We start from the raw sequence: 25687 nt of genomic DNA on the forward strand, positions 1-25687 counted from the left end.
TTAGCCTGCTGTATTATCGAAACGGAAAACGTCCTGACAGGCAGATTGCAGGCTCTCTGCGTTGTCATCCGTGGCACAGCTTTTCGTCCAGCGTGAAGCGCCGATTTCGGTATCCCACGTTGGCGTCAGAACAACGCGCAGCCCTTGCAGAGTAGATTGGCCAGTCAGCGTAATCACGCCTTGAGCGACGCTAACGGCGCTGACATAGCGTGAAGATTTGCTACCCGGAATGCCCTGACTACCTGCATTGCAGGCCGTAAACGCGGCATTTTCCAGACCACAGAGATCGACCGGTGTTTTATAAGACACCATCGTTTGCAGCATGTCTGTTAGCGCTGCTTTTTGCAGATAGCCTTGATAAGCCGGTACGCCAATAGCGCTGAGGATGGCGACGATCGCAATAACAATCATCAGCTCAATCAGCGTAAATCCTTGTTGTGTTGTCATGTTGATTTCCCTGTTGTTGCTCATAAATTAAAGGCTTTGGTGCAGAAATTCATACGGATGGCGGCAGCATAGAAAAGGGAGCGAAGGCTGACGAGCAGGGAAATGTGAAACAGGAAAGCGCTACGACATGTTTTTAGCGACTTGCAGAGGATTGAAAATTTTTTGCGAGCAGAGACGCAATTTTCACGTTGTTGGGACAGGACGTCCGGGCGAGATTTGTCGTTTGTGTTGTTACGGTGGTGTGCGAAAGGATGGGATGTCGAGAAGTGAACGAGGTGCGAACTAGCACCTCGCCGATAGAAATGGAAGGGCGGTTAGACGAAGCGCATGGATAAATCCAGTGCCTGTACGTGCTTGGTTAACGCTCCCACGGAGATATAGTCTACGCCCGTTTCCGCATAGCCACGCAGCGTGTCGAGGGTGACATTACCGGATATCTCCAGCAGCGCGCGGCCTTGCGTGGTGTTAACGGCTTCCCGGATGTTATCCAGACTGAAATTATCCAGCATGATGATATCGGCGCCCGCTTCCAGCGCTTGCTGTAATTCGTCCAGTGATTCGACTTCAACCTCTACCGGAACATCGCTGCGCAGAGACTGTGCTTTTTCTACCGCATTTTTGATTGAACCCGCGGCGATGATATGATTTTCCTTGATCAGGAAAGCATCGGATAGGCCAAGTCGGTGGTTGTCTCCACCACCGCATGATACGGCGTATTTCAGCGCGGTTCTCAGCCCAGGGAGCGTCTTGCGCGTATCCAGCAGTCGAGTACGCGTTCCCTGTAACACGGCAACATAGCGGCTGACTTCAGTGGCGACACCGGACAGCGTTTGCAGGAAATTCAGCGCCGTGCGTTCGCCCGTCAGGAGTTGTTTAGCTGGTCCCGTGATGTCACACAGCGTTTGGTTGGGCGTGATAGCGTCGCCATCGGCAACGTGCCAGACGATCGTTGTTGTATTGCCTAATTGAGAAAAGACTTCCTCAAGCCAGCGCGTGCCGCAGAATATACCTGCTTCACGCGTGATAATGCGTGCGCTGGCGGTCTCGTTGTCGGGGAGCAGAAGCGCGGTAATGTCTTGATTAGCATCGACGATGCCACCTAAATCTTCACGCAAGGCCAGTTGCACGCTGGCGGGGATATCTTGTGCAATACGAGCGAGCAAGGCTTGTTGGCGTTGTTCCTGACTGTAGCGACGCGTTGACATGACAAAACTCCGAAGGGGGATTCGGAGGTCTATGCTACCTTGTTTATATCAGGACATCCAGAATGAATACTTATTAAAATTCAATCTGTTACTGTTATGAGTCTTCCGGCGAACATCCGTGGTCGCCGGAAAGAGGAAGCGATGTTAGAAGTTGTAACCGACGACCAGATAGTAGCCCCAGCCGGTAGATTTCACTTCAAACGGGCCTTTGCCGAAATTGAGTTCTGCGCCATCAGCCCATTGGCCGCCGTTGTGGAAATAACGTGCGACGAAAGAGTAGTGCCAGTGGTCGTAGCCCAGCGCCAGAATATGGCTGGAGGCAATGGAATTGTTGGTGCGGCTTGAGTTCGATTTATCACGCAGTTCTGAGCCAAAATCGAAATTGGTGAAGCTGATATACGAAACGTTGCCGCCCAGCATCGAACCCAGTGGGTAAGAGTATTTCACTTTTACACGGTAGCCGTCCCACTCGTTTTCGTTAGCGGCGCCGTAGTTCTGCCATTGGTATTTGGCATAGCCGTTCACTGACAGAGACAGGTCGGTGCCGGTATCAATATCGGTGCCTAAGCCCATGTACCAGGTGCTCTGGCGTGAACCGCTGTTGCGACCCTGATCGTAAATAACGTTATTGGCGATGTACCACTCTTTAAACGGACCAAAGCTCAGATCAGCGCCCGTCAGTTTATCAATGGAGAAGCGTGGTTCGATCTCGACAAACAGCGGAGAGCCTTTGTCCCAAATGCCACGGCTGTCGGGATCGCCACCAAAAAACTTAGGCGCATCGGCGTAGCCGTAGAAATCGAACCAGTCTTTGCGCGCAAAGGCTTCGTATTCCAGATAAGTCGTGCTGTTCAGTTGCGGCCCGAAACGCGTGTGGGCGCTCCCGACGACGTTAATGCTCTGGTGCCACCAGTCGGACAGGTATTCGGCTTTATTGCTGTCGGCAAGAGCAGGCATGGAGCATGACAGCGCGAGCAAAGCGCCTGCGGCGAAAGTTTTTTTCATGTTAAGTACCATAGTGTTAGACGTTATTTACGTCGTACGTAAGACCGCAAAATAAGTTTTGGTAATATCTAAAAAAATCAGAAGATAATTTTGTCATGCATTTTAAGTAAAAATAGACGCAATGCACGAAAACGATTGCCTTTTGTTATGCCATTACATTTGTAATGTGATTTTAATCACATAATGGTGTTAGGAATTTCACCTTACTAAAAAATTATCGGGATAGCGTTCAGGCAGGAAAGCGACGGGAATATCACGAAACAAACGGTAAAACCTATTGATATCCAGTTGAATAGATAGCATGGCGTGAAACATGGTATCTTGGATACAAGGACCTTTTGGCTACAATGAGTTTTACACCTGACATTATTTTTATATCTGACATTGTTTTTACTCCTGAAATTGATTTTTCGCCTGATTCAGCCGGCAAACGATACGATGCGAGGTTATCGCCGATGCTTTTGGAAAATGGCTGGTTATCCGACATTACACACACGCCTTCACCGCATTATGATGGTCGCCCGAATGATGAGGTGCCTTCCCTACTGGTGATCCACAATATTAGTCTGCCGCCTGGTGAGTTTGGCGGCCCGTATATTGATCAACTGTTTACGGCGACGTTGGATCCTACTGCGCATCCTTATTTCGCCGATATTTCCCATTTACGCGTCGCGGCACACTGCCTGATTCGCCGCGATGGGCAAATCACCCAGTATGTGCCTTTCGAGCAGCGTGCCTGGCATGCCGGTGTTTCGGTGTTTGAAGGCCGGGAACGCTGTAATGATTTTTCTATTGGTATTGAGCTGGAAGGGACGGATACGCTGCCTTTTACCGCGCAGCAGTATCACTCGCTGGTTGCGATTACACGCCTGTTAATGCGAGCCTATCCTATTACGCTATCGCGAATCACCGGACACAGCGACATCGCGCCGGGCCGTAAAACCGATCCCGGACCGGCATTTGACTGGGACGGTTATCATCGTCTGCTACAAGAAAGCGGGACAGAGAACAAAGGGAGTCTGGATTAATGACGCTGTTTACACTGTTGCTTACGCTGGCATGGGAACGCTTGTTCAAACAGGGCGAGCACTGGCAGATCGATCATCGGCTTGAGGTCGTATTCCGGCATGTGCCGTCTCCGTCTTTATTGCAAACGCTGTTCCTGACGCTCTGCAGCATGAGCATCGTAGCGGGCTTGCTATGGCTCACGAGCGGCATTCTGTTCGGCCTGATTTCTCTTTTGCTGTGGATTGTCATCAGCCTGATGTGTATTGGTGCGGGTGAAATCCGTCAGCACTATCGGCGCTATTTGCAGGCGGCGCAGCGCGGCGAGGCGGATGCCAGCCGAGAAATGGCGGCTGAACTGGCGCTGATTCACGGTCTGCCCGTTGGCACGGGAGAAGAAGAGCAACTGAAAGAGCTGCAAAATGCGCTGCTGTGGATAAATTTCCGGTTTTATTTAGCGCCGCTGTTCTGGTTTATCGCTGCCGGACCCTACGGGCCGATTGCGCTGACGGGGTATGCATTTTTACGCGCCAGACAAACCTGGCTTGCCCGCCACCACACCCCGCTGGAGCGCGCGCAGTCTGGCGTCGATAGTTTACTGCATTGGCTTGATTGGATCCCCGCACGTTTGGCGGGTGCCGCTTACGCACTGCTGGGACACGGCGAGAAAGCGCTGCCAGCCTGGTTCGCTTCGCTGGGGGATTCTCGCAGTTCACAGTATTGGGTGTTGACTCAACTGGCGCAATTTTCTCTCGCGCGTGAATCCCACGTTGAGCCTGTGGAGACGCCCAAAGCCGCTGTGACGCTGGCGAAAAAGGTGACGCTGGTATTAGTGGTCGTCGTCGCGCTCCTGACGATATACGGTGCGCTGGTTTAATTTCCCGTTGGGCATCCCAGCGCACTCGTTTCTCGCTTATTGCCTGTCAGCGGGCGGTTCGCCGAACACGGGCATTCCGTCACGATCCCAGGTGAAGGTTTTAATCCGCGTATGGCGATTCGGATCATACAGCGGGTCGTCTTCGATCTCCGTGTAGTTGCGGGCGTGGTAAACCAGAACGTCTTCGCCCGTTTCTGTTTGTGTAAAGCTATTATGGCCTGGCCCAAACTGTCGGTTTGCTCGGTTGGTGGTAAAGACCGGCTGCTGCGATTTATGCCAGCTTGTCGGGTTCAACAGATCGCTGTCTGCATTCGCCCACAGTAAGCCGATACAGTAATTTTCATCGGTGGCGCTGGCGGAATAGGTGATGAAGAGACGTGCGCCGTGCTTAATGACGGCGGGCCCTTCGTTGACTTTAAAACCAATCACTTCCCACGGTAGCTCCGGCTTGCTCAACATGACCGGCGTGCCTTTCAGCGTCCACGGATTTTCCATTTCCGCCAGATACAGATTCGAATTACCAGAAATAGCGGGATCTTTTTGCGCCCACAGATAGTAGCGTTTGCCTTTATGTTCAAAGTGGGTGGCATCCAGCGAGAAGGTATCGAATTGCGTATAAATCCGGCCTCTTTCTACCCAGTTGCCTTTTAGCGGGTCGCTGTCTGCACATTCCAGCGCAAACATACGGTGCTGGAATAAGCCGTCTTTGATGTCTTCCGTCGGCGCAGCGGCAAAATAGATATACCACTTACCATGAATCACGTGCAGTTCCGGTGCCCAAATCAGCGCACTTAACGGGCCGCGTTCATGCTTGCGCCAGATTGTCACCGGGGTCGCGTGGGCAAGTGCCTCCAGCGAACTGGCCCGGCGAATTTCGAGCCGATTGTATTCCGGTACTGAGGCAATAAAATAATATTGTCCATCCGTGTGGCGAAGAATGAAAGGATCAGCCCGTTGTTCAATCAGGGGGTTAGGCCATTGATGTGGGTTCATCATTCTCTCCTCCTCTTTTGACGTTGAGTGATTGACTGTCGCGGCTCTCGCTCAGTTCCCGATAGTTATTACGGCGTTTTTCCAGATCGATTTGTATTTGCTGCATGAGCTGGCGATCGACCTTCAGCAAGCGCACAACGCCTGCGGTAATCAAATAGCCTACGCCGGGAATAAGGGTGAACAACATAATGATGCCGTTCATGGCTTCTGCATTTTGCTGTGGAGCATTGGCATCATAACCATAGTAGGACAGCAGGAAGCCGACCATCGCGCCTGCAATCGCCAGCCCGACCTTCAGGAAAAACAGATTGCCTGAGAAGCTGATCCCAGTGATTCGCTTGCCGGTTTTCCACTCGCCATAGTCATCCACATCGGCCATCAGCGACCAGTGAAGCGGGGACGGGATCTGGTGCAGGACGTTGAGCAGGAAGTACATCACCAGAATAAAGCTGGTCAGGTGAGGGTTGAAGAAATAGAAGGCGCTGGAGAAGATCGCTAGCGCGATGTTGACCCAGAAAAACACTTTCAGCTTGCAGAAACGGTCGGTCAGGGGTTTCGCCAATGCGCTGCCGAACATCATGCCGACCACGCCGAGGCTGATAAACAGGCTGGCGAATGAGGCGGACTTTCCCATCACCCACGTGACGTAGTACATCGTGGCGGCCATGCGGATAAATCCGGGACAGACGTTGCATAGGGTTAACAGCAGAATGCGCGGCCATTGGTCGTTTTTCCAGACGTCTCGCAGGTCCGCTTTCAGCGCATCGTTGGTGGGGATGGCGGGTTTAATTCGCTCCTGAACGGTAGCAAAGCAAAACAGAAACATGAATAGGGCAATGATCGCCATCACGCCCATCGACATTTGGTAACCGCGCGCTTTGTCCTCGCCGCCGAACCACTCAGCCATAGGCAGCAGCGTCGAAGAGAGGATGAGCGTGGCGATACCGACCATGATGAAGCGGTATGACTGACAAGAAACCCGCTCATGCGGATCGGCGGTGATCACGCCGCCCAGTGAGCAGTAGGGGATGTTGATGGCGGTGTACGTCAGCGACATCAGAAAATAGGTGACGAAAGCGTAGATGACTTTGCCGTTGTAGCTCCAATCTGGCGTGGTAAACATGAGGACGCTGAACAGAACGTAGGGCACGCAGACCCAAAGCAGATAAGGCCGAAAGCGACCCCAGCGGCTTTGGGTGCGATCGGCGATCGCGCCCATAATCGGGTCCGTGACGGCATCGATGACGCGAATGGAAAGTAGCAGGGTGCCGACTAAAGCAGGCGAGAGGCCATAGATATCTGTGTAGAAGTAGCTCAGAAATAGCATGATGGCCCCGCCAATCATGTTGCATCCTGCATCACCCATTCCGTAGCCGATCTTTTCTTTAACGGACAGTGCGTTGTTCTTCATGAATACGACTCCTGTGCTTAACGTGTAAGCACGATTATTCCTCTCGATAGGGATAAAAGAGCGTATGAAATCGGTTGCAAAAATGGACAAACGGGTCGGGTGGGGCAAAGTGTGATGGACGTGGCAAATATGAAAATGGCCGACAGAGTCGGCCATGGGAAAGGATGTGGTGAACGCAGAGGCTTAGGCTTACGCCGCCTGATTTTTCTTTTTGATAAAGTAGCCCACGCCTAAAATAACCAGCCAGACCGGAATCAGCATGACGGAAATCTGAATGCCCGGCGTCAGGAACATGATGACCAGTATGCCGGCCAGAAACAGCAGACAGATATAGTTACCCAGCGGATAAAGCAGCGCTTTAAACTTGGTCACCGTACCTTCTTTGTCCTTTTGCGCACGGAACTTCAGGTGCGCCAGACTGATCATCGCCCAGTTAATCACAAGAGCCGACACGACCAGCGCCATCAGCAGCTCGAACGCTTTGCCGGGAATAAGGTAGTTGATCAGGACGCACAGCGCCGTCGCCAGCGCGGAGATACCGATAGCAACAACCGGAACGCCACGCGCATCGACAGTTTTCAGTACTTTCGGTCCGTTACCCTGCTTCGCCAGACCGAACAGCATGCGGCTGTTGCAATACACGCAGCTGTTGTAAACGGACAGCGCTGCGGTCAGTACCACGATGTTCAGCACCGTTGCTACGACGTTGCTGTTCAGTTCATGGAAGATCATGACGAACGGACTACCGCCTTCTACAACCTTGCCCCACGGATACAGTGACAGCAGGATAGCGAGTGAACCGATGTAGAAAATCAGGATGCGATAGATAACCTGATTGGTCGCGCGTGGAATGCTTTTCTCTGGGTCATCCGCTTCTGCCGCGGTAATCCCCACCAGTTCCAGCCCGCCAAATGAGAACATGATCACGGCCATCGCCATCACCAGACCGAGCACGCCGTTCGGGAAGAACCCGCCCTGCGCCCACAGGTTGGTTACGGTCGCTTCCGGCCCGCCCGTACCGCTGAGCAGCAGCCAGCCACCGAAGACGATCATGCCAATAATCGCGACGACTTTGATGATGGCAAACCAGAATTCCATCTCACCGTAGACTTTGACGTTCGCCAGATTGATGGCGTTAATCAGCAGGAAGAAGACGGCAGCGGACACCCAGGTCGGAATATCTGGCCACCAGTACTGGACGTAAATCCCCACGGCGCTGAGCTCGGCCATGGCGACCAGCACATACAGCACCCAGTAGTTCCATCCCGATGCAAAGCCCGCGAAATCGCCCCAGTATTTATAGGCAAAGTGGCTGAACGATCCGGCTACCGGCTCTTCAACCACCATCTCGCCCAGTTGGCGCATAATGAGAAACGCGATCAGGCCGCCAATCGCATAGCCTAACAGGACCGATGGCCCGGCCATTTTGATTGTCTGCGCAATACCAAGAAAGAGGCCAGTACCTACCGCGCCACCCAAGGCAATCAACTGAATATGACGGTTTTTCAAACCACGCTTTAGCGTGCCGTCCGTTTGTTGATTATCCATCAAATTTAACCCTCTGCCAGTGCAAGTAAAAAACACGGTGTGAACGAACACGCGTATTAGTGACTATACGTTTGTGTAATTTTATTTTTACGGGGTGGTATTTCTTAAAATAAGAAAACCGCTACCGTTTGGCAGAGAATAGTGGTAAGTACGCAAGATTGCACTGATTTCTTATCGTCTGATAATTAAAAACTATCGCCACATCAAAAATTTTACCTTTCCCTGATTAAGAGCCTGATGACGAGAAAATTGAGAGAGGATTTTTCAGGGGAGAAGGGGAGTGCTACTCCTTTAGTTTTACTCCCTTTTATTATCTCTTTATCCCTGCTGTAAAATGCTGTTTACCACGATGTGAAGCTGTGGGTAACTACGTTTTCCTTATGAGAATAAAAAACCTTATTTTTTGCATTTAAATTCACTATTTTCGTATTTAAACGGTTCAGCAATGCCTGCTTTACGTTTCAAAAAAGTTAAAATATAGACAGAGGGGATTAATGGTAATACCACAGGCGGGCTATCACTTTGCCGCATGTTTCTCGTGCATTTGTTAAAATCTGGTGGGATTGGTGATTTAGCTCAAGGTCCTTATGGACAGAAGGTGAATACTTTGTTACTTTAGCGTCACGTTTTTGAAATTGGTATTACCAATTGACTCCGCGCCATTCGCAGAGAAGAATTCACTATGGCATACAGCAAGATCCGTCAGCCCAAACTGTCAGATGTGATTGAACAGCAGCTGGAGTTTCTGATCCTTGAGGGAACCTTGCGCCCCGGCGAGAAGCTCCCACCGGAGCGCGAACTGGCAAAACAGTTCGATGTTTCCCGCCCTTCTCTGAGAGAAGCCATTCAACGCCTGGAAGCCAAAGGTCTCCTTTTGCGCCGTCAGGGTGGTGGTACCTTCGTTCAAGCCAATCTATGGCAAAGCGTCAGCGATCCGCTGGCAGAATTACTGAGCACACATCCCGAATCACAGTTCGATCTTCTGGAAACGCGTCATGCGCTGGAAGGCATTGCTGCCTACTATGCTGCGTTGCGTGGCACAGAGTCGGATCTGCAGCGTATCCGGGATTGTCATGCCGTGATTGAGAAGGCGAGGGAAGCGGGCGATCTGGACGCCGAGTCAGAAGCCGTTATGCAGTATCAGGTTGCTGTAACAGAAGCCACGCATAATGTGGTGTTGCTGCATTTGGTGCGCTGTATGGGGCCGATGCTCGAACAGAACGTGAGGCAGAATTTTGAATTGCTTTATTTGAGCCGTGAAGTGTTGGCTCAGGTTAGCATTCATCGCGCCAGCATTTTTGAGGCGATTGTTGCCCGTGAGCCGGAAAAGGCGCGCGAAGCATCACACCGTCATCTGGCGTTTATTGAGGAAGTATTGCTGGATCTTAACCGGGAACATAGTCGGCGCGAGAGATCGCTGCGTCGGCTCCAGCAACGCAGGGATTGAGCATCCGTAATTTGGGGCTCTGAATGCGGTAATGACGACGATGAGCCTGTCTTCATGCGTTTTGCTTAGGACGAAACCTAAGTCAGAATGCAGGAAGACAGGCTCCATAAACTAACTGATTAGAGAAGATAAGGAATAACCATGTCAGATCGTTTAAATAATGACGTGGATCCGATCGAAACCCGCGACTGGCTGCAGGCGATCGAATCGGTCATCCGTGAAGAGGGTGTTGAACGCGCCCAGTTCCTGATTGATCAGGTTCTGAGTGAAGCACGTAAAGGCGGTGTCAGCGTTGCTGCTGGTACAGCTGCACGTCAATACATCAACACCATCGCAGTGGAAGACGAGCCGGAATACCCTGGTAATCTGGATCTGGAACGTCGTATTCGCTCAGCAATCCGCTGGAACGCGATCATGACAGTGCTGCGTGCTTCTAAAAAGGATCTGGATCTGGGCGGCCACATGGCTTCTTTCCAGTCTTCCGCCACTTTCTATGAAGTGTGCTTTAACCACTTCTTCCGTGCTCGCACTGCGCAGGACGGCGGCGACCTGGTCTACTTCCAGGGCCACATTTCTCCGGGCGTTTACGCTCGTGCCTTCCTTGAAGGCCGCCTGACCGAAGATCAGATGAACAATTTCCGTCAGGAAGTTCACGGTAACGGTCTGTCTTCTTATCCGCACCCTAAATTGATGCCAGATTTCTGGCAGTTCCCGACCGTCTCTATGGGTCTGGGCCCTATCGGTGCTATCTACCAGGCTAAATTCCTGAAGTATCTGGAAAACCGTGGTCTGAAAGATACCTCTAAGCAAACCGTTTATGCCTTCCTGGGCGACGGTGAAATGGACGAACCAGAATCCAAAGGTGCGATCACTATCGCGACCCGTGAAAAACTGGACAACCTGGTGTTCGTCATCAACTGTAACCTGCAGCGTCTGGATGGTCCGGTTACTGGTAATGGTAAGATCATCAACGAGCTGGAAGGTATCTTCAGCGGCGCTGGCTGGGATGTGATCAAAGTCATGTGGGGCGACCGTTGGGACGAACTGCTGCGTAAAGACACCAGCGGTAAACTGATCCAACTGATGGAAGAAACCGTTGACGGTGATTACCAGACCTTCAAATCCAAAAACGGTGCCTATGTGCGTGAGCACTTCTTCGGTAAATACCCGGAGACGGCAGAACTGGTTAAAGACTGGACCGACGATCAAATTTGGTCACTGAACCGTGGTGGTCACGATCCGAAGAAAGTCTACGCTGCACTGAAAAAAGCGCAGGACACCAAAGGCAAACCAACCGTTATTCTGGCACATACCATTAAAGGTTATGGTATGGGCGACGCGGCTGAAGGTAAGAACATCGCTCACCAGGTTAAGAAAGTTAACATGGATGGCGTGCGTTACTTCCGCGACCGCTTCAACGTGCCAGTGTCTGATGCTGATATAGAAAAACTGCCGTACATCACTTTCGATAAAGGGTCTGAAGAGTACAAATACCTGCACGAGCGTCGTCAGGCGCTGGGTGGCTACCTGCCGTCTCGTCAGCCGAACTTTGATGAGAAGCTGGAACTGCCAACGCTGGAAGATTTCAGCACTCTGCTGGAAGAGCAGAACAAAGAAATCTCTACCACTATCGCGTTTGTACGTGCCCTGAACGTGATGCTGAAGAACCAATCTATCAAAGATCGTCTGGTTCCGATCATCGCTGACGAAGCGCGCACCTTCGGTATGGAAGGTCTGTTCCGCCAGATCGGTATTTATAGCCCGAAAGGCCAGCAGTACACTCCGCAGGACCGTGAGCAAGTTGCTTACTACAAAGAAGACCAGAAAGGTCAGATTCTGCAGGAAGGTATCAACGAGCTGGGCGCAGGTTCTTCCTGGCTGGCGGCGGCAACGTCTTACAGCACCAACAACCTGCCGATGATCCCGTTCTACATCTACTACTCCATGTTCGGTTTCCAACGTATCGGCGACCTGTGCTGGGCAGCGGGTGACCAACAGGCTCGTGGCTTCCTGATCGGTGGTACTTCCGGTCGTACGACGCTGAACGGCGAAGGTCTGCAGCACGAAGATGGTCACAGCCACATTCAGTCTCTGACTATTCCGAACTGTATTTCCTACGATCCGGCATTTGCCTACGAAGTTGCGGTCATCATGCATGACGGTCTGCATCGCATGTACGGTGAAGCGCAGGAAAACATTTACTACTACATCACCACGCTGAACGAAAACTACCACATGCCTGCGATGCCGCAGGGTGCGGAAGAAGGTATCCGTAAGGGTATCTACAAGCTGGAAACGGTTGAAGGTAGCAAAGGTAAAGTGCAGCTGCTGGGTTCAGGTTCTATCCTGCGTCACGTACGTGAAGCGGCTCAGATTCTGGCGACAGACTACGGCATCGGTTCTGACGTATTCAGCGTGACGTCCTTCACTGAACTGGCACGTGAAGGCCAGGATTGTGAGCGTTGGAACATGCTGCATCCAACCGAAGCGCCACGCGTACCTTACGTGGCTCAGGTACTGAGCGATGCGCCAGCGGTGGCATCTACTGACTACATGAAGCTGTTTGCTGAGCAAATCCGTAACTTCATCCCAGCTAGCGATTACCGCGTACTGGGTACTGACGGTTTCGGTCGTTCTGACAGCCGTGAGAACCTGCGTCACCACTTCGAAGTGGATGCGTCTTACGTCGTGGTTGCGGCTCTGGGTGAACTGGCTAAACGCGGTGAAATCGATAAGAAAGTGGTTGCTGATGCCATCACTAAATTCAACATCGATGCAGATAAAGTTAACCCGCGTCTGGCATAAGAGGTAAAGATTACATGGCTATCGAAATCAACGTGCCGGATATCGGTGCAGATGAAGTTGAAGTCACCGAAGTGCTGGTGAAGGTTGGCGATAAAGTTGAAGCTGAACAATCGCTGATCACGGTTGAAGGCGATAAGGCTTCTATGGAAGTCCCTTCTCCGCAGGCTGGTGTCGTGAAAGAGATTAAAGTCTCTGTCGGTGACAAAGTTGAAACTGGCAAACTGATCATGATTTTCGATTCCGCCGACGGTGCAGCTGACGCTGCACCTGCCAAGGCAGAAGAGAAGAAAGAAACGGCTCCGGCTGCTGCCCCAGCGGCATCGGCAGCGAAAGACGTCAACGTACCGGATATTGGCGGTGACGAAGTCGAAGTGACTGAAGTACTGGTTAAAGTAGGCGACACCGTTGCTGCTGAACAGTCTCTGATTACCGTAGAAGGCGACAAAGCGTCTATGGAAGTCCCGGCACCTTTCGCAGGTACGGTTAAAGAGATCAAAATCAGCACCGGCGATAAAGTTTCTACCGGTTCTCTGATCATGGTATTCGAAGTGGCGGGTGCTGCACCTGCCGCCGCTCCGGCACAAGCCGCTGCTCCAGCAGCAGCTGCGCCAGCGGCCTCTGCCGCTAAAGAAGTTAACGTACCAGATATCGGCGGTGACGAAGTCGAAGTGACTGAAGTGATGGTTAAAGTTGGCGATAAAATCGCGGCTGAGCAATCACTGATCACCGTAGAAGGCGACAAGGCTTCAATGGAAGTCCCTGCGCCGTTCGCGGGTACGGTTAAAGAAATCAAAATCAGCACCGGCGACAAAGTGAAAACCGGTTCACTGATCATGGTCTTCGAAGTGGAAGGCGCTGCACCTGCGGCGGCTCCAGCAGCCAAGCAAGAAGCAGCGGCTGCACCGGCTCCGGCGGCAAAATCTGCTGCGCCAGCACCGGCTGCAAAAGCGGAAGGCAAGAGCGAGTTCGCTGAGAATGATGCTTACGTTCACGCAACGCCGGTTATCCGTCGTCTGGCACGTGAATTCGGCGTGAATCTGGCGAAAGTGAAGGGTTCTGGTCGTAAAGGCCGTATCCTGCGCGAAGACGTTCAGGCTTACGTGAAAGATGCAGTGAAACGCGCTGAGTCTGCGCCAGCTGCTGCCGCTGGCGGCGGTCTGCCGGGCATGCTGCCATGGCCGAAAGTCGACTTCAGCAAGTTTGGTGAAGTGGAAGAAGTGGAACTGGGCCGCATCCAGAAAATCTCTGGTGCTAACCTGAGCCGTAACTGGGTGATGATCCCGCACGTTACGCACTTCGACAAAACTGACATCACCGATCTGGAAGCGTTCCGTAAACAGCAGAACGCCGAAGCTGAGAAGCGCAAACTGGATGTGAAATTCACCCCAGTTGTCTTCATCATGAAAGCTGTTGCCGCTGCGCTTGAGCAGATGCCACGCTTCAACAGTTCCCTGTCTGAAGACGCGCAACGTCTGACGCTGAAGAAATACATCAACATCGGTGTTGCGGTTGATACCCCGAACGGTCTGGTGGTTCCGGTCTTTAAAGACGTGAACAAGAAGAGCATCACTGAGCTGTCTCGCGAACTGATGGCGATCTCCAAGAAAGCCCGTGACGGTAAGCTGACTGCTGGCGAAATGCAGGGCGGGTGCTTCACGATTTCTAGCCTGGGCGGCATCGGGACTACGCACTTTGCGCCGATCGTCAACGCGCCGGAAGTCGCTATTCTTGGTGTGTCTAAGTCCGCGATGGAACCTGTCTGGAATGGTAAAGAGTTCACTCCGCGTCTGATGATGCCGATGTCTCTGTCCTTCGACCACCGTGTCATTGACGGTGCTGATGGTGCTCGCTTCATTACCATCATTAACAACATGTTGTCTGACATCCGCCGTCTGGTGATGTAATCGAAAAGCCGGCCTGACGGCCGGCTTTTTTCTGATAAGCTGTAATTTGTTACAGCTGTCAGTGATCAAGGACAAATCGTTAGTCGCTTGTTGTTTCAAAATTGTTAACGATTTTGTAAACTACTGCGGCAAAGACACGTCCCGGTGGAAGAGGGCGTTAAGACTCAATAACAATGACGTCACAGACCCGCCGGAAATCAATTAAGAGGTCATGATGAGTACTGAAATTAAAGCTCAGGTAGTGGTACTTGGTGCCGGCCCCGCGGGTTACTCTGCTGCATTCCGCGCGGCGGATTTGGGTCTGGAAACCGTACTGGTAGAGCGCTACTCCACGCTGGGTGGGGTGTGTCTGAATGTGGGTTGTATCCCTTCCAAAGCCCTGCTGCACGTTGCTAAAGTTATTGAAGAAGCCAAAGCACTGGCAGAACACGGTATCGTGTTCGGTGAACCTAAAACCGACATTGATAAAATCCGTCTGTGGAAAGAAAAAGTCATCACCCAACTGACCGGTGGTCTGGCTGGCATGGCGAAAGGCCGTAAAGTTAAAGTGGTTAACGGTCTGGGCAAATTCACAGGTGCCAACACGCTGGAAGTTGACGGCGAAAACGGCAAAACGACGATCAACTTCGATAACGCGATTATCGCGGCGGGTTCACGTCCAATCCAACTGCCTTTCATTCCTCATGATGACCCGCGCGTATGGGATTCTACCGATGCGCTGGAGCTGAAAAGCGTCCCTGGACGTCTTCTGGTTATGGGCGGTGGTATCATCGGTCTGGAAATGGGTACCGTTTACCATGCTCTGGGTTCACAGATCGACGTTGTTGAAATGTTCGATCAGGTTATCCCGGCTGCTGACAAAGATGTTGTTAAGGTCTTCACCAAGCGTATCAGCAAGCAGTTCAACCTGATGCTGGAAACCAAAGTGACGGCAGTAGAAGCCAAAGAAGATGGCATCTATGTGACGATGGAAGGCAAAAAAGCGCCAGCCGAGCCACAGCGTTACGATGCGGTTCTGGTTGCTATCGGTCGTGTACCGAACGGCAAAAACCTGGATGCTGGCAAAGCGGGCGTGGAAGTTGACGATCGCGGCTTCATCCACGTTGATAAGCAAATGCGCACCAACGTGCCACACATCTACGCTATCGGCGACATCGTCGGTCAGCCGATGCTGGCGCACAAAGGTGTGCATGAAGGCCACGTTGCTGCCGAAGTGATCTCCGGCAAGAAACACTACTTCGATCCGAAAGTAATTCCTTCTATCGCCTATACCGAACCGGAAGTGGCCTGGGTAGGTCTGACTGAGAAAGAAGCGAAAGAGAAAGGCATCAGCTACGAAACCGCGACCTTCCCATGGGCAGCGTCTGGCCGTGCTATCGCGTCTGACTGTGCTGACGGTATGACCAAACTGATTTTCGACAAAGAAACTCACCGTGTTATCGGTGGTGCGATTGTCGGTACTAACGGTGGTGAACTGTTAGGTGAAATCGGTCTGGCGATCGAGATGGGCTGTGATGCAGAAGATATCGCACTGACCATCCATGCGCACCCAACGCTGCATGAGTCCGTTGGTCTGGCGGCTGAAATCTTTGAAGGCAGCATCACCGACCTGCCGAACCCGAAAGCGAAGAAGAAGTAAGTTCGCTCAGGTTCGAATAGCGTGAATTTAATCCGGCACCTTTATAGGTGCCGGATTTTTTTTACGCATCAGAGGCGGGAAATACTCGCGCGCAGAGGAAATCGACGAGTGCCCGTACTTTTGGTGACGGGTGTTTGCTGGCAGGCCACAACACATAGAAGACGCCGCTGCGCTCCACATAGTCGGTCAGGAGCGGCTGTAGATGGCCGCTGGCCAGCGGTTCACGGATGGAGAAGTCTGGCAGGTAGGCGATCCCCAACCCTTGCAGTGCGAAACAGAGGCGCGTTTCGATGTTGTTGCAGACCATCGAGGTGGGTAATGGCAACTCTGGTTCGCCGGGGGGAAGTCGTAGCGCCCACGGCTCCAGTTTGCCGCTGTTGGGAAAACGGTAGTGCAGACAGGCGTGCTGCATCAGATCGACGGGTATCTGAGGGGTGCCACGCCGGGTAAGGTAGTCTGGCGCAGCGACTAGCAGAGAACGGAAGGCTCCCAGCCTCCGTGCGGTAAGGCGTGAATCAACGGGATCTCCTGTCCGTACCACAGCATCGAAACCTTCCTCAATGACATCCACCATGCGGTCGGTGAAGTCCAGATCCAGTTCGATCTCGGGGTATTCACGCATGAATTCGCCGAGTACGGGCAACACCAGTGAACTGACCAACGGCAGACTGACTCGCAGGCGTCCGCGCGGTACGGCGCTGGTCTGCGACAGCTCCAGTTCTGCTGCTTCGATTTCAGCCAGAATTCGTCGGCTACGCGCCAGAAATAGTGAGCCTTCGGCGGTCAATGTGATGCTGCGCGTACTGCGGTGAAATAGCCTCACGCCCAGTTTTTCTTCAAGCCGTGCGACGCTTTTGCCAACCGCAGACGCTGACACGCCCAGTAGCCGGCCAGCGGCAATGAAACTACGTGTTTCGGCTACCTGCACAAATACCGCCAGGCCATTCAGGCTGTCCATATTCCCTCTCTATTGCGGACGGTTTGTTCCGTATATCAAGGAACAGTAGCCTACTTTTTCTTTAATTGCTGATTTTCTATCGTAACGGGAACGCCCATTGATAAAAGGAACACCCCGTGATAACTCCCGTATTTTCTCTGGATACCGGTGCCTCAACCGCTCCTCTCTCTGCCCGAATTCAGGCCGTCGTTCAACAGGCGCTGGACGATGGGCGTTTGGTCGGTGCTGTCGTGCTGGTCGCGTGCAACGGAGAATTGATTCATCAGCAGGCTGCAGGATGGGCTGACCGGGAGAGCGCCCGCCCTATGGTGCTGGACGCTATCTTCCGGCTGGCTTCTGTCAGCAAGCCCATCGTGTCAGTCGCGGCACAGGTTCTGGTGGCGCAAGGTCGGCTCGATCTGGATGAGGATATCATTCGCTGGATGCCGACGTTCCAGCTCCGGCTGGCCGACGGCAGCCCTGCTCGCGTTACCGCGCGGCAGTTGCTTAGTCACACCGCGGGTTTGGGTTACCGCTTTTTCGAAACCCATGCGGACGGCCCCTACGCACAGGCGGGTGTCTCAGATGGTATAGATGCCTCTGGCATCAGCCTGGCGGAGAACCTGCGTCGTATCGCCAGCGTTCCCCTGCAATACGTGCCGGGAGAGAGTTGGGGCTATTCGCTGGCAACAGATGTATTGGGCGCCTTGATCGAATACATTTACGGTACGTCATTGGGCGAGGCGGTTCGCCAACTGGTGACCGACCCGCTGGGCATGCACGATACCGGCTTCGTTGTGCGTGATCCATCACGCCTGACAATCGCTTACGTGAACGACACCCCGCAGCCGCATCGCCTGACCGAAGGCGAAACGGTTTCTCCCTTCGAGGGAGCCATCGGTATCGCGTATAGTCCCGCTCGCATCTGTGATCCTCAGGCCTTTCCATCAGGCGGTGCTGGCATGGCAGGCACCGCCGGGGATCTGTTGCGCCTGCTGGAAGCTCTGCGTAAAGGGGGCGGTGTCCCGCTGCCTGACGCGCTGATCGAGGAGATGGAACGCGATCATACACAGGGTCTGGAACTGCCCAATGCACCGGGCTGCGGTTTTGGCCTCGGTTTCTCCGTCTTGCGCGATCCTCTGCTAGCCGAGTCGCCGGAATCGTCTGGCACCTGGCGTTGGGGAGGTGCCTACGGTCATTCATGGTTTGTCGATCGAACACAAGGTTTGAGCGTAGTGGCTTTCACCAACACGATGTACGAAGGGATGTCGGGGCGTTTTGTCACTGAACTGCGCGATGCCGTGTATGGTGAGTTGGAGGCTGCACGATGACGGCCTCAATGACCGATATACACCGTGACAGACTGCCCATTGCCTCATTGCTGGCATTAGCCACGGCAGCTTTCATCACTATCCTGACCGAAGCGCTGCCAGCGGGTTTGCTGCCACAAATGGCGCAAGGTCTGTCGGTGTCCGAAGCCTGGGTCGGGCAAACCGTCACTATCTATGCCGTAGGCTCTCTGGCGGCTGCGATCCCGTTGACCGCCGCGACGCAAGGTGTGCGTCGCCGCCTGCTGTTGCTGGTAGCTATTGCAGACTTCGCTGTCGCCAATGCGATTACGGCATTTTCCGGTAGCTATGTGCTAACGATGGCGGCGCGTTTTCTAGCGGGTGTTGCCGCTGGGCTACTGTGGGCGCTACTGGCGGGCTATGCAGCCCGTATGGTGCCTGAACACCAGAAGGGACGGGCTATTGCGATAGCGATGGTCGGCACGCCATTAGCCTTGTCGCTCGGTGTGCCCGCGGGAACCTTTCTTGGCAACGTGATCGGCTGGCGAATGTGTTTCGGTATGATGAGTGGTTTGGCAGTCGTGCTCATGTTGTGGGTACGGATTCAGGTACCGGATTTCGCTGGGCAATCTGCAAGCAGGAGGCTATCTCTGGGGCAGGTGTTCACCATGGCAGGCGTGCGACCCGTGCTATGCGCAGTGCTGGCCTTTGTGCTGGCGCATAACATTCTCTACACCTACATTGCGTCGTTTCTCGCGGCGGTGGGCATGGTTGCACAAACCGGTTTGGTGCTGCTGGTATTCGGCGTTACATCACTGCTGGGCATCTGGATTGTCGGCGTGCTGATTGACCGCTATTTGCGAGCTCTTACGCTTGGCTGCTCGGCATTGTTCTGCCTGTCCGTACTGGCGCTTGGCGTGGCAGGTGATGTACCAGCTGTGGTCTATGCGGCAGTGGCCGTCTGGGGGTTAGCCTTCGGCGGTGCGGCGACGTTATTCCAGACGGCTCTTGTCAGAACGGCTGAAGGGGGGGCTGACGTGGCGCAGTCTATGTTGGTTACTGCCTGGAACATGGCTATTGCAGGGGGAGGTATCATCGGTGGTGTTCTGCTGGAGCGCCTCGGCGTTGCCGCCTTCTCTCCGGTGCTGTTGGTGCTGTTATTGATTGCGTTTGTTGTGGTGTGGTCTGCCAGACAACACGGCTTCCCCATGACGCGACGGTAGGGTGTCTGGTGCGATTTTTTGCCAGACGCTTCGCAGAATGCGCGTTCCGTCCGTTTATTTTTAGCAACGTCAATTACAATCAAACCTCAAAAAGAAACGATGTTTTATTTTTGAGGTTATGATGAATCTTAATACCTTACGCTCCTCTGTCTGGCTACTGGCGGCTTTGCTGACCAGCCCTTCACTGATGGCGAACGATATGAACCCTACGATTCAACACGCGACAGATCAGGCGGTGACGGATGAAGGACTGCCTTCATTTTATCCGCAGCTTAAACAGCAGATGACCTACACGGATTCCTGGCTATCTGGGCGTTTTACGGATTTTAGCGAGTGGCAAGTCCAGTCGAGAAAAACGCTGCGTTCGCTGCTCCTGACGCCGGATTCCACCAAAGACTTTGCGCCGCAGGCGATGGAAAAACAGGATCGCGGTAGCTACACGGCGGAGAAAGTCGCATTCAATCTGACGGATGAAAGCCGCGTAGACGCGTTGCTCCTGACGCCAAAAGGTGCGGGGCCGCATCCTGCGGTGATTCTGCTACACGATCACGGCGCGAAGTTTGATATCGGCAAAGAGAAGATGATCAAGCCGTGGGGCAATGACGCACAGCTCGATTCCGCACAGGCATGGGCCGATAAGTTTTTCACTGGCCGTTTTGTCGGGGATGAGCTGGCGAAGCGGGGCTATGTGGTGCTGGCGGTCGATGCGCTAGGTTGGGGATCGCGCGGGCCGATCAAGTATGAGCAGCAGCAGGCGCTGGCGAGCAATTTCTTTAATCTGGGGCGCTCACTCGCGGGGCTGATGGCCTACGAAGACATGCGGGCGACGGACTTTCTGGCATCGCTTGAGCAGGTTGATAAACAACGCATCGGCGTTGTGGGTTTCTCGATGGGGGCCTATCGTGCCTGGCAGCTCGCCGCGCTGTCCGACAAAGTGGCCGCAACGGCAGCGGTGTCCTGGATTGGCACGTATGACGGTCTGATGACGCCGGGCAACAATGTGCTGAGAGGGCAGTCATCATTCTATATGCTGCATCCGGGGCAACCGACGCGCTTTGATTTCCCCGATGTGGCGAGCGTAGCTGCACCAAAACCGATGCTGTTATTTAATGGCGGCCAAGACAAACTGTTCCCGACGCAATCTGTTGAAGATGCTTACGCCAAAATGCACAAGGTGTGGCAATCCCAGCGGGCAGACAGCAAGCTGCAAACCAAAATCTGGCCTGAGCTGGGGCACGTGTTCTATCAGGAACAGCAGGAAGAGGTGTTTTGCTTTCTGGACCAATGGCTAAAACCCTAGCCGTCAGTGCCTGCATTATATACTCTAAATAATTCGAGTTTCATGAAGGCGGCAAGGGAAGGAATCCCGATGAGCTTACTCAGGTAAGTGATTCGGGTGAGTGACCGTAGCCAACACACATGCAACTTGAAGTATGACGAGTGCAATAAGTTTTTTGATAACATCAGCTTACTGATGCATGACTCGCCTCTGCGTGCCGCGGCATTCAGAGGCTTTTTAATTTTACAGGGATGAAGTGATGAAGAAATACCTGGGTATTATCATGATGGCCTTATGGCTGTCGGGCTGTAACGGAGAAGAAACCCTGAGCGAGGGGAAATATCTGGTTGAAGATATCAGTGTGGTATTTGATAACAGTAAAAATCCTGAAGCCAATAAAAACAGAGATAACCTTCAAGAACATATCACGCAAAACCTCAAGAGCATTAAAAATGACCTCTATTTTAATCTGACGCCGACGCAGGTGAGTTACTACAGCGAGGATGGCGAATATACCGAGGAGATGAAAGACAACCGTATACGGGTCAACGGTATGTGGCACACGCTAAACATCACCGGGAAAAACACGGTTACGTTCGTATCGGATAAAAGCGCTGCCTGTGCGTTTTATTATTGTGAAATCACCATGGTCTTGAAAAAGACGGAAGAACAGTCACCCGGTTTACTCAAAATCCAGCAGCGTTTTGAAGAACATAAAAAAGCCTATCAGGCGTGGCTTCTTGAAGAGAAAGAAACATTTAACCGCGCGCCGATGGATGATTTCCCCGGTATCCCTTTTTATCCTGAAGACGACTTTACGATTAAGCTGCCGTTTAGCATGTACGACAAGCTGAGCCTACAAGAGCACGGGATGTATATTCGCAAGATGGGGCGTCTACTCATCGATCGGGAAAATAAAGACACGCAGATCTATTCCTATCGGGATAAGCAAAATAACACCGACATTGACCTGTTTACCGTTAGCGCGGCAAAAGAGGATTTTAATCTGGCATCGTGGCTGGAGGGGCAAAAGGGCGTGTTGTTCCAGTCGGAAAACGGCGCGGCATATGATAATCAACAGGGCAAATTGGAAGCCGTCTATTTTCAATATGATGAGGCTAAGCAACGCTACTTTATCGGGTTAGCGAATGCTGAGGACACCGTCGCGTTAGCCAACGCATTTGCCGTACTGCGTACCATGGATGAACGTTACCGTGGCGAGCAGGCATTGTCGATGTACGATCTGGCATTATCTCAGCCGGAATTGGAAGCGAAGTATGGCGTAAAGATTGCTGATGAATTTACTATCGCAGAAATGCATCAGGCTATCTGGAAAGCACTCGAACAGCGTATGGAAAAGCCTGAGCGCTTTATTAAACGGAGCATGTCAAAAACGCGCATTGAAATACGGTTCCCGTCGGAAGTGTTTAAGTACGATGTTTATTTTACGATTTCTCCTCAATCGATTCCTGAACTCATGGCCGAAACCAAAGAGATCGTCCCCGAAGGTAAAGAAGTTGATAACCTGTTTATTTATGGCGACAGCGCGTTTGTCGGCTATGAATATAACGTGAATGTGGGAAGTGGGCTCACATTACAATTTTTAGTCCCGAAAGATGCAGGCACGCCACTGGAACGCCTGATGTTTCTGCATGTATTACGTCAGCTTGATGTAACGCGATTCCCAGCTATTGCCGCGCAAGAGAAAAAGAACCTGTTTACGTATGGCGAAGCGACGTCATTTAAAAACAACCTTGATAATCGCTACTTCAAGGTAGAAGAAGGCCTCATTGACAGCACGGGCAAGCTGATCGTCAAGAATCCTGATGATGGCTACTTTGAATTTACATACGAGTCCCCCCATATACAGGCGATCCATTATAAATCAAAGGGGAAAGGGAATTATTCCAGGGTGCCGGGCGTGACGGTATTTGATGAAAAGGGGAAATTAATTTCCCATCAGGCAGATTAAGCCGATCTGGCGGCGTGGTAATTTCCGGTAATGGTGCTGTCGATAATGAGGATTATCGACAGCAACTAACATCCCAGCATCCCGTTAAAACCAGCATCCCGCTAAAAACAGTACCTTGTTAAAACAACAGCCCAAGCAAATAGCGTAGATCGCCTTCCTGCCGTAATGCGCAGCGGTCAGCGATTCGGTTGCTGTCGAGATGCGCCAGCGAACCGATCGTTTGCCGCAGCTTGGCACGGAGATCGGTAGGGCGCGCCGAGGTTTCCTGACGTGTGGTGCGCTGGATTAGCGTGCTGCCGTTACGCAAGTGCAGCGTCACCTCATGAAAGCGCGCCTCTGGGTCAAGCTCATCAGGTGGCGCGGTTTCATCGGCGCGGCGTATGACGCGGTTTGCCAGCGCGGCGATCGTGGTTTCAACCGGGGCTTCTGAAAAATGAGCCAGCTTCAGTTCTCCTTCAATCAGCGCCGCCGCAATCACATATTCCAGACTGAACCGTGCTTCTACGCCGTTGGTCGCGTTACGGATAAAGGGAGCAACATCGCCGCCCGGCGGGAAAGTCACCGTGATATGTTCGATGGCAGCAGCCAGATCGGCATCCGCGCCATTCTGCTGATGCCACTGTTCCCGTAGGGAAAAAGCCGCTTCGGCTGCGCTGTGGGTGCCACCACAGGTTGGGTAGCGCTTGAATTCCAGACCGGGAGACAGTATGCGCCACGGCGCACCCCAGCTTTCAACCAGCAGCTCCGGCTGCTGTTTTTGATCGCCATGCGCGGCAAGAAAGGCGTCAATCACCTGCTGTTCGTTGCCCTCGAAGCCCGCTAAGCCCAGCTTGACGGCGGTTAGCCCCGCTCTGGCGGAAAGCCCGGCATGTAGCGGTTTGACCGCTGAGCCAAACTGCGCCCGCAGCCCTGCGGCCTGTGTGGCAGCCAGACCAAGAATGGTCTGCGTCTGTTCTACCGAAGCACCAGACAGACGTGCAGCAGCGGCAGCGGCGGCGATAGCGCCGAGCGTCGCCGTGTTGTGGTAGCCGAGGCTGTAATGACGCGGGCCGCATGCCAGCCCGATTCTGCCTGCGGCTTCCACGCCGATCACATACGCCGTCAAAAACGCCTCTTCCGTGACGGAGGAATCTTCTGCGGCCAGGGCAAATAGCGCGGGCAGAATGACGGTGCTGGGGTGGCCGCGAAACGCCGGATGGTAATCGTCAAAATCCAATACGTGACCGGCATAACCCAGAATCAGGCTACGCGTCAGGCTGTCCGTAACGCTGAAGACCTGCTTTAACGGCGCAAGCCCGCTATCGGCAATCGCACCCTGTACGATGGGAAGTGCGGTCGAAACGAAATCAGTCACCCCGTTACGGGCGGCATCAATCGCTTCCTGATTAGGTTCGCTATGGATGATATGGTGGGCAAGCGTTGCGGTGATATCAGTCTGATTGGTCATGGATAGTCATGTGCTGGCAGAAAAACACTAATTTACTGCGCATCGCTGAAGAGCGATTAATAACCAAACGGAATAACAAATTCCATTTGGTTATTAGTGATTGAGAATCAGAAGCGGTCTTTTAGCTGTCCCGGCGTGATACCGAACGCACGACGCAGGGCGGTGGCAAAGTTGGCGGGGCTGTTGTAACCGGCGATGCTGGCGGCTTGCGCAATACCGATGCCGTCTTTCTGCAAGGCCAGCATAGCGCGCTGTAAACGGCAGTTACGCAGGTATTCAAACACGCTCATATTGAACGTCTGACGAAAATGGCGCTGTAGCGTGCTTTCGCTCATGTTGACGCTTTTAGCGATTTCACTCATCGAAAGCTGGTCGGCGCTGCCGCTTTCCAGCATATCTCTGACCTGTTGAATGCGATGGTAGCTGCGCAGGGTAACACCGCTACTTTTCTCTTGCGCGACACTGGCGGTCAATGAGGTAAACGCCTCGATAATCAGGCTCATACACTGCATTTCCAGATACAGGCGCTGGAGTGGCGTTTGGCAAGGTTCTGCATCCAGCGTTTGCAAAGCAATCGCCAGCGCCTGCCGGGACGGTGTCCACAGGTGTGTCGCCAGATGGGTCTGCGTGAAATCGTGGATAGCCTGCCAGTCGCCAACGGTGTCCATCATATTGCCGTACAGCCATTCCCTGTCGAACGTCAGCGTAATCGTTCGCTCATATTCATCGCGCTTGCCGATGCGGGTAAACATCGTCGGCTCCGTCAGCGCAATCAGCGAGGCGGGCTGCTTCTCTCCCAGATGCAGTTCCTGATGACCAAAGGAGATGTGCGCATTGCCACTTACCACGATGGCCAGCTTGATTGCGCCATCCAGCAGGTTTTGGGTTTTCATGTTGTGGCGATTAATCACATCCGCGGTATGCAGGATCAGATGGGGATTGAGCTGTACGACAGTGAACGACCCGAATAGCACCGGCGTGTTATCGATCAGCCGGGGGCCGATAAAACGGTAATTATTCGCGACCAGACTCGATTGCTGGACGATGTGATCTTTATAGATCGGCTTTGATGACTGAGTGAAGCTGCGCACGTGATTACCTACCTGATTAAACCCTTCGACCTGCGCCTTCCATTTTGATGCTTTGGCAAAACATTTTGCTGCTAGAGCAAACCCCGTCCTGAATGACAAATGTAACAATGACCGCGCCAAAATGGTAATGCAAATACTTCTCAATAGCATTTTTCGTTGAGGA

Annotated in this window: 19 protein-coding genes; 10 read left to right on the forward strand and 9 right to left on the reverse strand. The window is 52.9% G+C overall.

Translation table 11 applies throughout. The annotated features are described in order from the left end of the window. The 3 genes from ppdD to ACIPUG_RS07350 all read right to left on the reverse strand — a co-directional run bounded on the left by ppdD (nucleotide 1) and on the right by ACIPUG_RS07350 (nucleotide 2657). A complete protein-coding gene (gene ppdD / locus ACIPUG_RS07340) occupies nucleotides 1-447 on the reverse strand; it encodes a prepilin peptidase-dependent pilin (RefSeq protein WP_039501468.1) in 447 nt (148 codons plus the stop codon). A gap of 314 nt (nucleotides 448-761) precedes the next feature. After that, nucleotides 762-1652, reverse strand: a complete 891-nt coding sequence (nadC, locus tag ACIPUG_RS07345) for a carboxylating nicotinate-nucleotide diphosphorylase (RefSeq protein WP_039501466.1) — start codon at nucleotides 1650-1652, stop codon at nucleotides 762-764. Nucleotides 1653-1796: 144 nt separating this feature from the next. Next, the gene (locus ACIPUG_RS07350) at nucleotides 1797-2657 is read right to left on the reverse strand and encodes a nucleoside-specific channel-forming protein Tsx (protein ID WP_039283422.1); all 861 of its coding nucleotides are present in this window, start codon (nucleotides 2655-2657) and stop codon (nucleotides 1797-1799) included. Nucleotides 2658-3112: 455 nt separating this feature from the next. Between ACIPUG_RS07350 and ampD the strand changes: the two genes are divergently transcribed. Both ampD and ampE read left to right on the forward strand, forming a co-directional pair. Continuing rightward, nucleotides 3113-3685, forward strand: coding sequence for a 1,6-anhydro-N-acetylmuramyl-L-alanine amidase AmpD (gene ampD, locus ACIPUG_RS07355; protein ID WP_249647356.1), 573 nt, complete (start codon nucleotides 3113-3115; stop codon nucleotides 3683-3685). Next, the gene (ampE, locus tag ACIPUG_RS07360) at nucleotides 3685-4539 is read left to right on the forward strand and encodes a beta-lactamase regulator AmpE (RefSeq protein ID WP_010681499.1); all 855 of its coding nucleotides are present in this window, start codon (nucleotides 3685-3687) and stop codon (nucleotides 4537-4539) included. Before ampD ends, ampE begins: the two co-directional genes overlap by 1 nt. A 36-nt stretch (nucleotides 4540-4575) precedes the next feature. On the opposite strand, the gene ACIPUG_RS07365 is transcribed toward ampE, so the two are convergent. The 3 genes from ACIPUG_RS07365 to ACIPUG_RS07375 form a co-directional block, all read right to left on the reverse strand. Beyond that, on the reverse strand, nucleotides 4576-5532 hold the full coding sequence (locus ACIPUG_RS07365) for a family 43 glycosylhydrolase (RefSeq protein WP_400338127.1): 957 nt from the start codon (nucleotides 5530-5532) through the stop codon (nucleotides 4576-4578). Further along, nucleotides 5510-6943 (reverse strand): glycoside-pentoside-hexuronide (GPH):cation symporter, encoded by a 1434-nt coding sequence (locus tag ACIPUG_RS07370; protein WP_014916633.1) that lies wholly within the window; start codon nucleotides 6941-6943, stop codon nucleotides 5510-5512. The genes ACIPUG_RS07365 and ACIPUG_RS07370 overlap by 23 nt, the downstream gene beginning before the upstream one ends. A gap of 189 nt (nucleotides 6944-7132) precedes the next feature. Next, nucleotides 7133-8491, reverse strand: coding sequence for an amino acid permease (locus ACIPUG_RS07375; protein WP_014916632.1), 1359 nt, complete (start codon nucleotides 8489-8491; stop codon nucleotides 7133-7135). Nucleotides 8492-9173: 682 nt separating this feature from the next. Here ACIPUG_RS07375 and pdhR point away from each other — a divergent pair. The 4 genes from pdhR to lpdA all read left to right on the forward strand — a co-directional run bounded on the left by pdhR (nucleotide 9174) and on the right by lpdA (nucleotide 16286). Further along, nucleotides 9174-9938, forward strand: a complete 765-nt coding sequence (gene pdhR, locus ACIPUG_RS07380; RefSeq protein WP_010306328.1) for a pyruvate dehydrogenase complex transcriptional repressor PdhR — start codon at nucleotides 9174-9176, stop codon at nucleotides 9936-9938. A 141-nt stretch (nucleotides 9939-10079) separates the two neighbouring features. Next, the gene (aceE, locus tag ACIPUG_RS07385; RefSeq protein ID WP_400338006.1) at nucleotides 10080-12743 is read left to right on the forward strand and encodes a pyruvate dehydrogenase (acetyl-transferring), homodimeric type; all 2664 of its coding nucleotides are present in this window, start codon (nucleotides 10080-10082) and stop codon (nucleotides 12741-12743) included. A 14-nt stretch (nucleotides 12744-12757) separates the two neighbouring features. After that, nucleotides 12758-14647, forward strand: a complete 1890-nt coding sequence (aceF, locus tag ACIPUG_RS07390; RefSeq protein ID WP_400338007.1) for a pyruvate dehydrogenase complex dihydrolipoyllysine-residue acetyltransferase — start codon at nucleotides 12758-12760, stop codon at nucleotides 14645-14647. 214 nt (nucleotides 14648-14861) lie between these two features. Then, nucleotides 14862-16286 (forward strand): dihydrolipoyl dehydrogenase, encoded by a 1425-nt coding sequence (lpdA, locus tag ACIPUG_RS07395; protein WP_014916629.1) that lies wholly within the window; start codon nucleotides 14862-14864, stop codon nucleotides 16284-16286. 61 nt (nucleotides 16287-16347) lie between these two features. Here the strand turns inward: lpdA and ACIPUG_RS07400 are convergent, their stop codons facing one another. Then, on the reverse strand, nucleotides 16348-17244 hold the full coding sequence (locus ACIPUG_RS07400; protein ID WP_400338009.1) for a LysR family transcriptional regulator: 897 nt from the start codon (nucleotides 17242-17244) through the stop codon (nucleotides 16348-16350). A gap of 116 nt (nucleotides 17245-17360) precedes the next feature. Between ACIPUG_RS07400 and ACIPUG_RS07405 the strand changes: the two genes are divergently transcribed. From ACIPUG_RS07405 to ACIPUG_RS07420, 4 genes are all read left to right on the forward strand, one after another. After that, on the forward strand, nucleotides 17361-18554 hold the full coding sequence (locus ACIPUG_RS07405; protein WP_400338011.1) for a serine hydrolase domain-containing protein: 1194 nt from the start codon (nucleotides 17361-17363) through the stop codon (nucleotides 18552-18554). Next, nucleotides 18551-19735, forward strand: a complete 1185-nt coding sequence (locus ACIPUG_RS07410; protein WP_400338013.1) for an MFS transporter — start codon at nucleotides 18551-18553, stop codon at nucleotides 19733-19735. The genes ACIPUG_RS07405 and ACIPUG_RS07410 overlap by 4 nt, the downstream gene beginning before the upstream one ends. Nucleotides 19736-19856: 121 nt before the next feature. Next, complete coding sequence (locus ACIPUG_RS07415; protein ID WP_400338014.1) at nucleotides 19857-21035, forward strand: dienelactone hydrolase family protein; 1179 nt, start codon at nucleotides 19857-19859, stop codon at nucleotides 21033-21035. A gap of 238 nt (nucleotides 21036-21273) precedes the next feature. Then, entirely contained in the window at nucleotides 21274-22986 is a 1713-nt protein-coding gene (locus tag ACIPUG_RS07420) for a hypothetical protein (protein ID WP_400338016.1), read from the forward strand. Nucleotides 22987-23104: 118 nt separating this feature from the next. On the opposite strand, the gene ACIPUG_RS07425 is transcribed toward ACIPUG_RS07420, so the two are convergent. After that, nucleotides 23105-24433 (reverse strand): MmgE/PrpD family protein, encoded by a 1329-nt coding sequence (locus ACIPUG_RS07425; RefSeq protein WP_400338018.1) that lies wholly within the window; start codon nucleotides 24431-24433, stop codon nucleotides 23105-23107. 107 nt (nucleotides 24434-24540) lie between these two features. Beyond that, nucleotides 24541-25524, reverse strand: coding sequence for an AraC family transcriptional regulator (locus ACIPUG_RS07430; RefSeq protein ID WP_205535333.1), 984 nt, complete (start codon nucleotides 25522-25524; stop codon nucleotides 24541-24543). Nucleotides 25525-25687: the final 163 nt, after the last annotated feature.

The organism is Pectobacterium sp. CHL-2024 (assembly GCF_044751765.1).
In the GTDB taxonomy this organism is placed as follows: domain Bacteria; phylum Pseudomonadota; class Gammaproteobacteria; order Enterobacterales; family Enterobacteriaceae; genus Pectobacterium; species Pectobacterium brasiliense.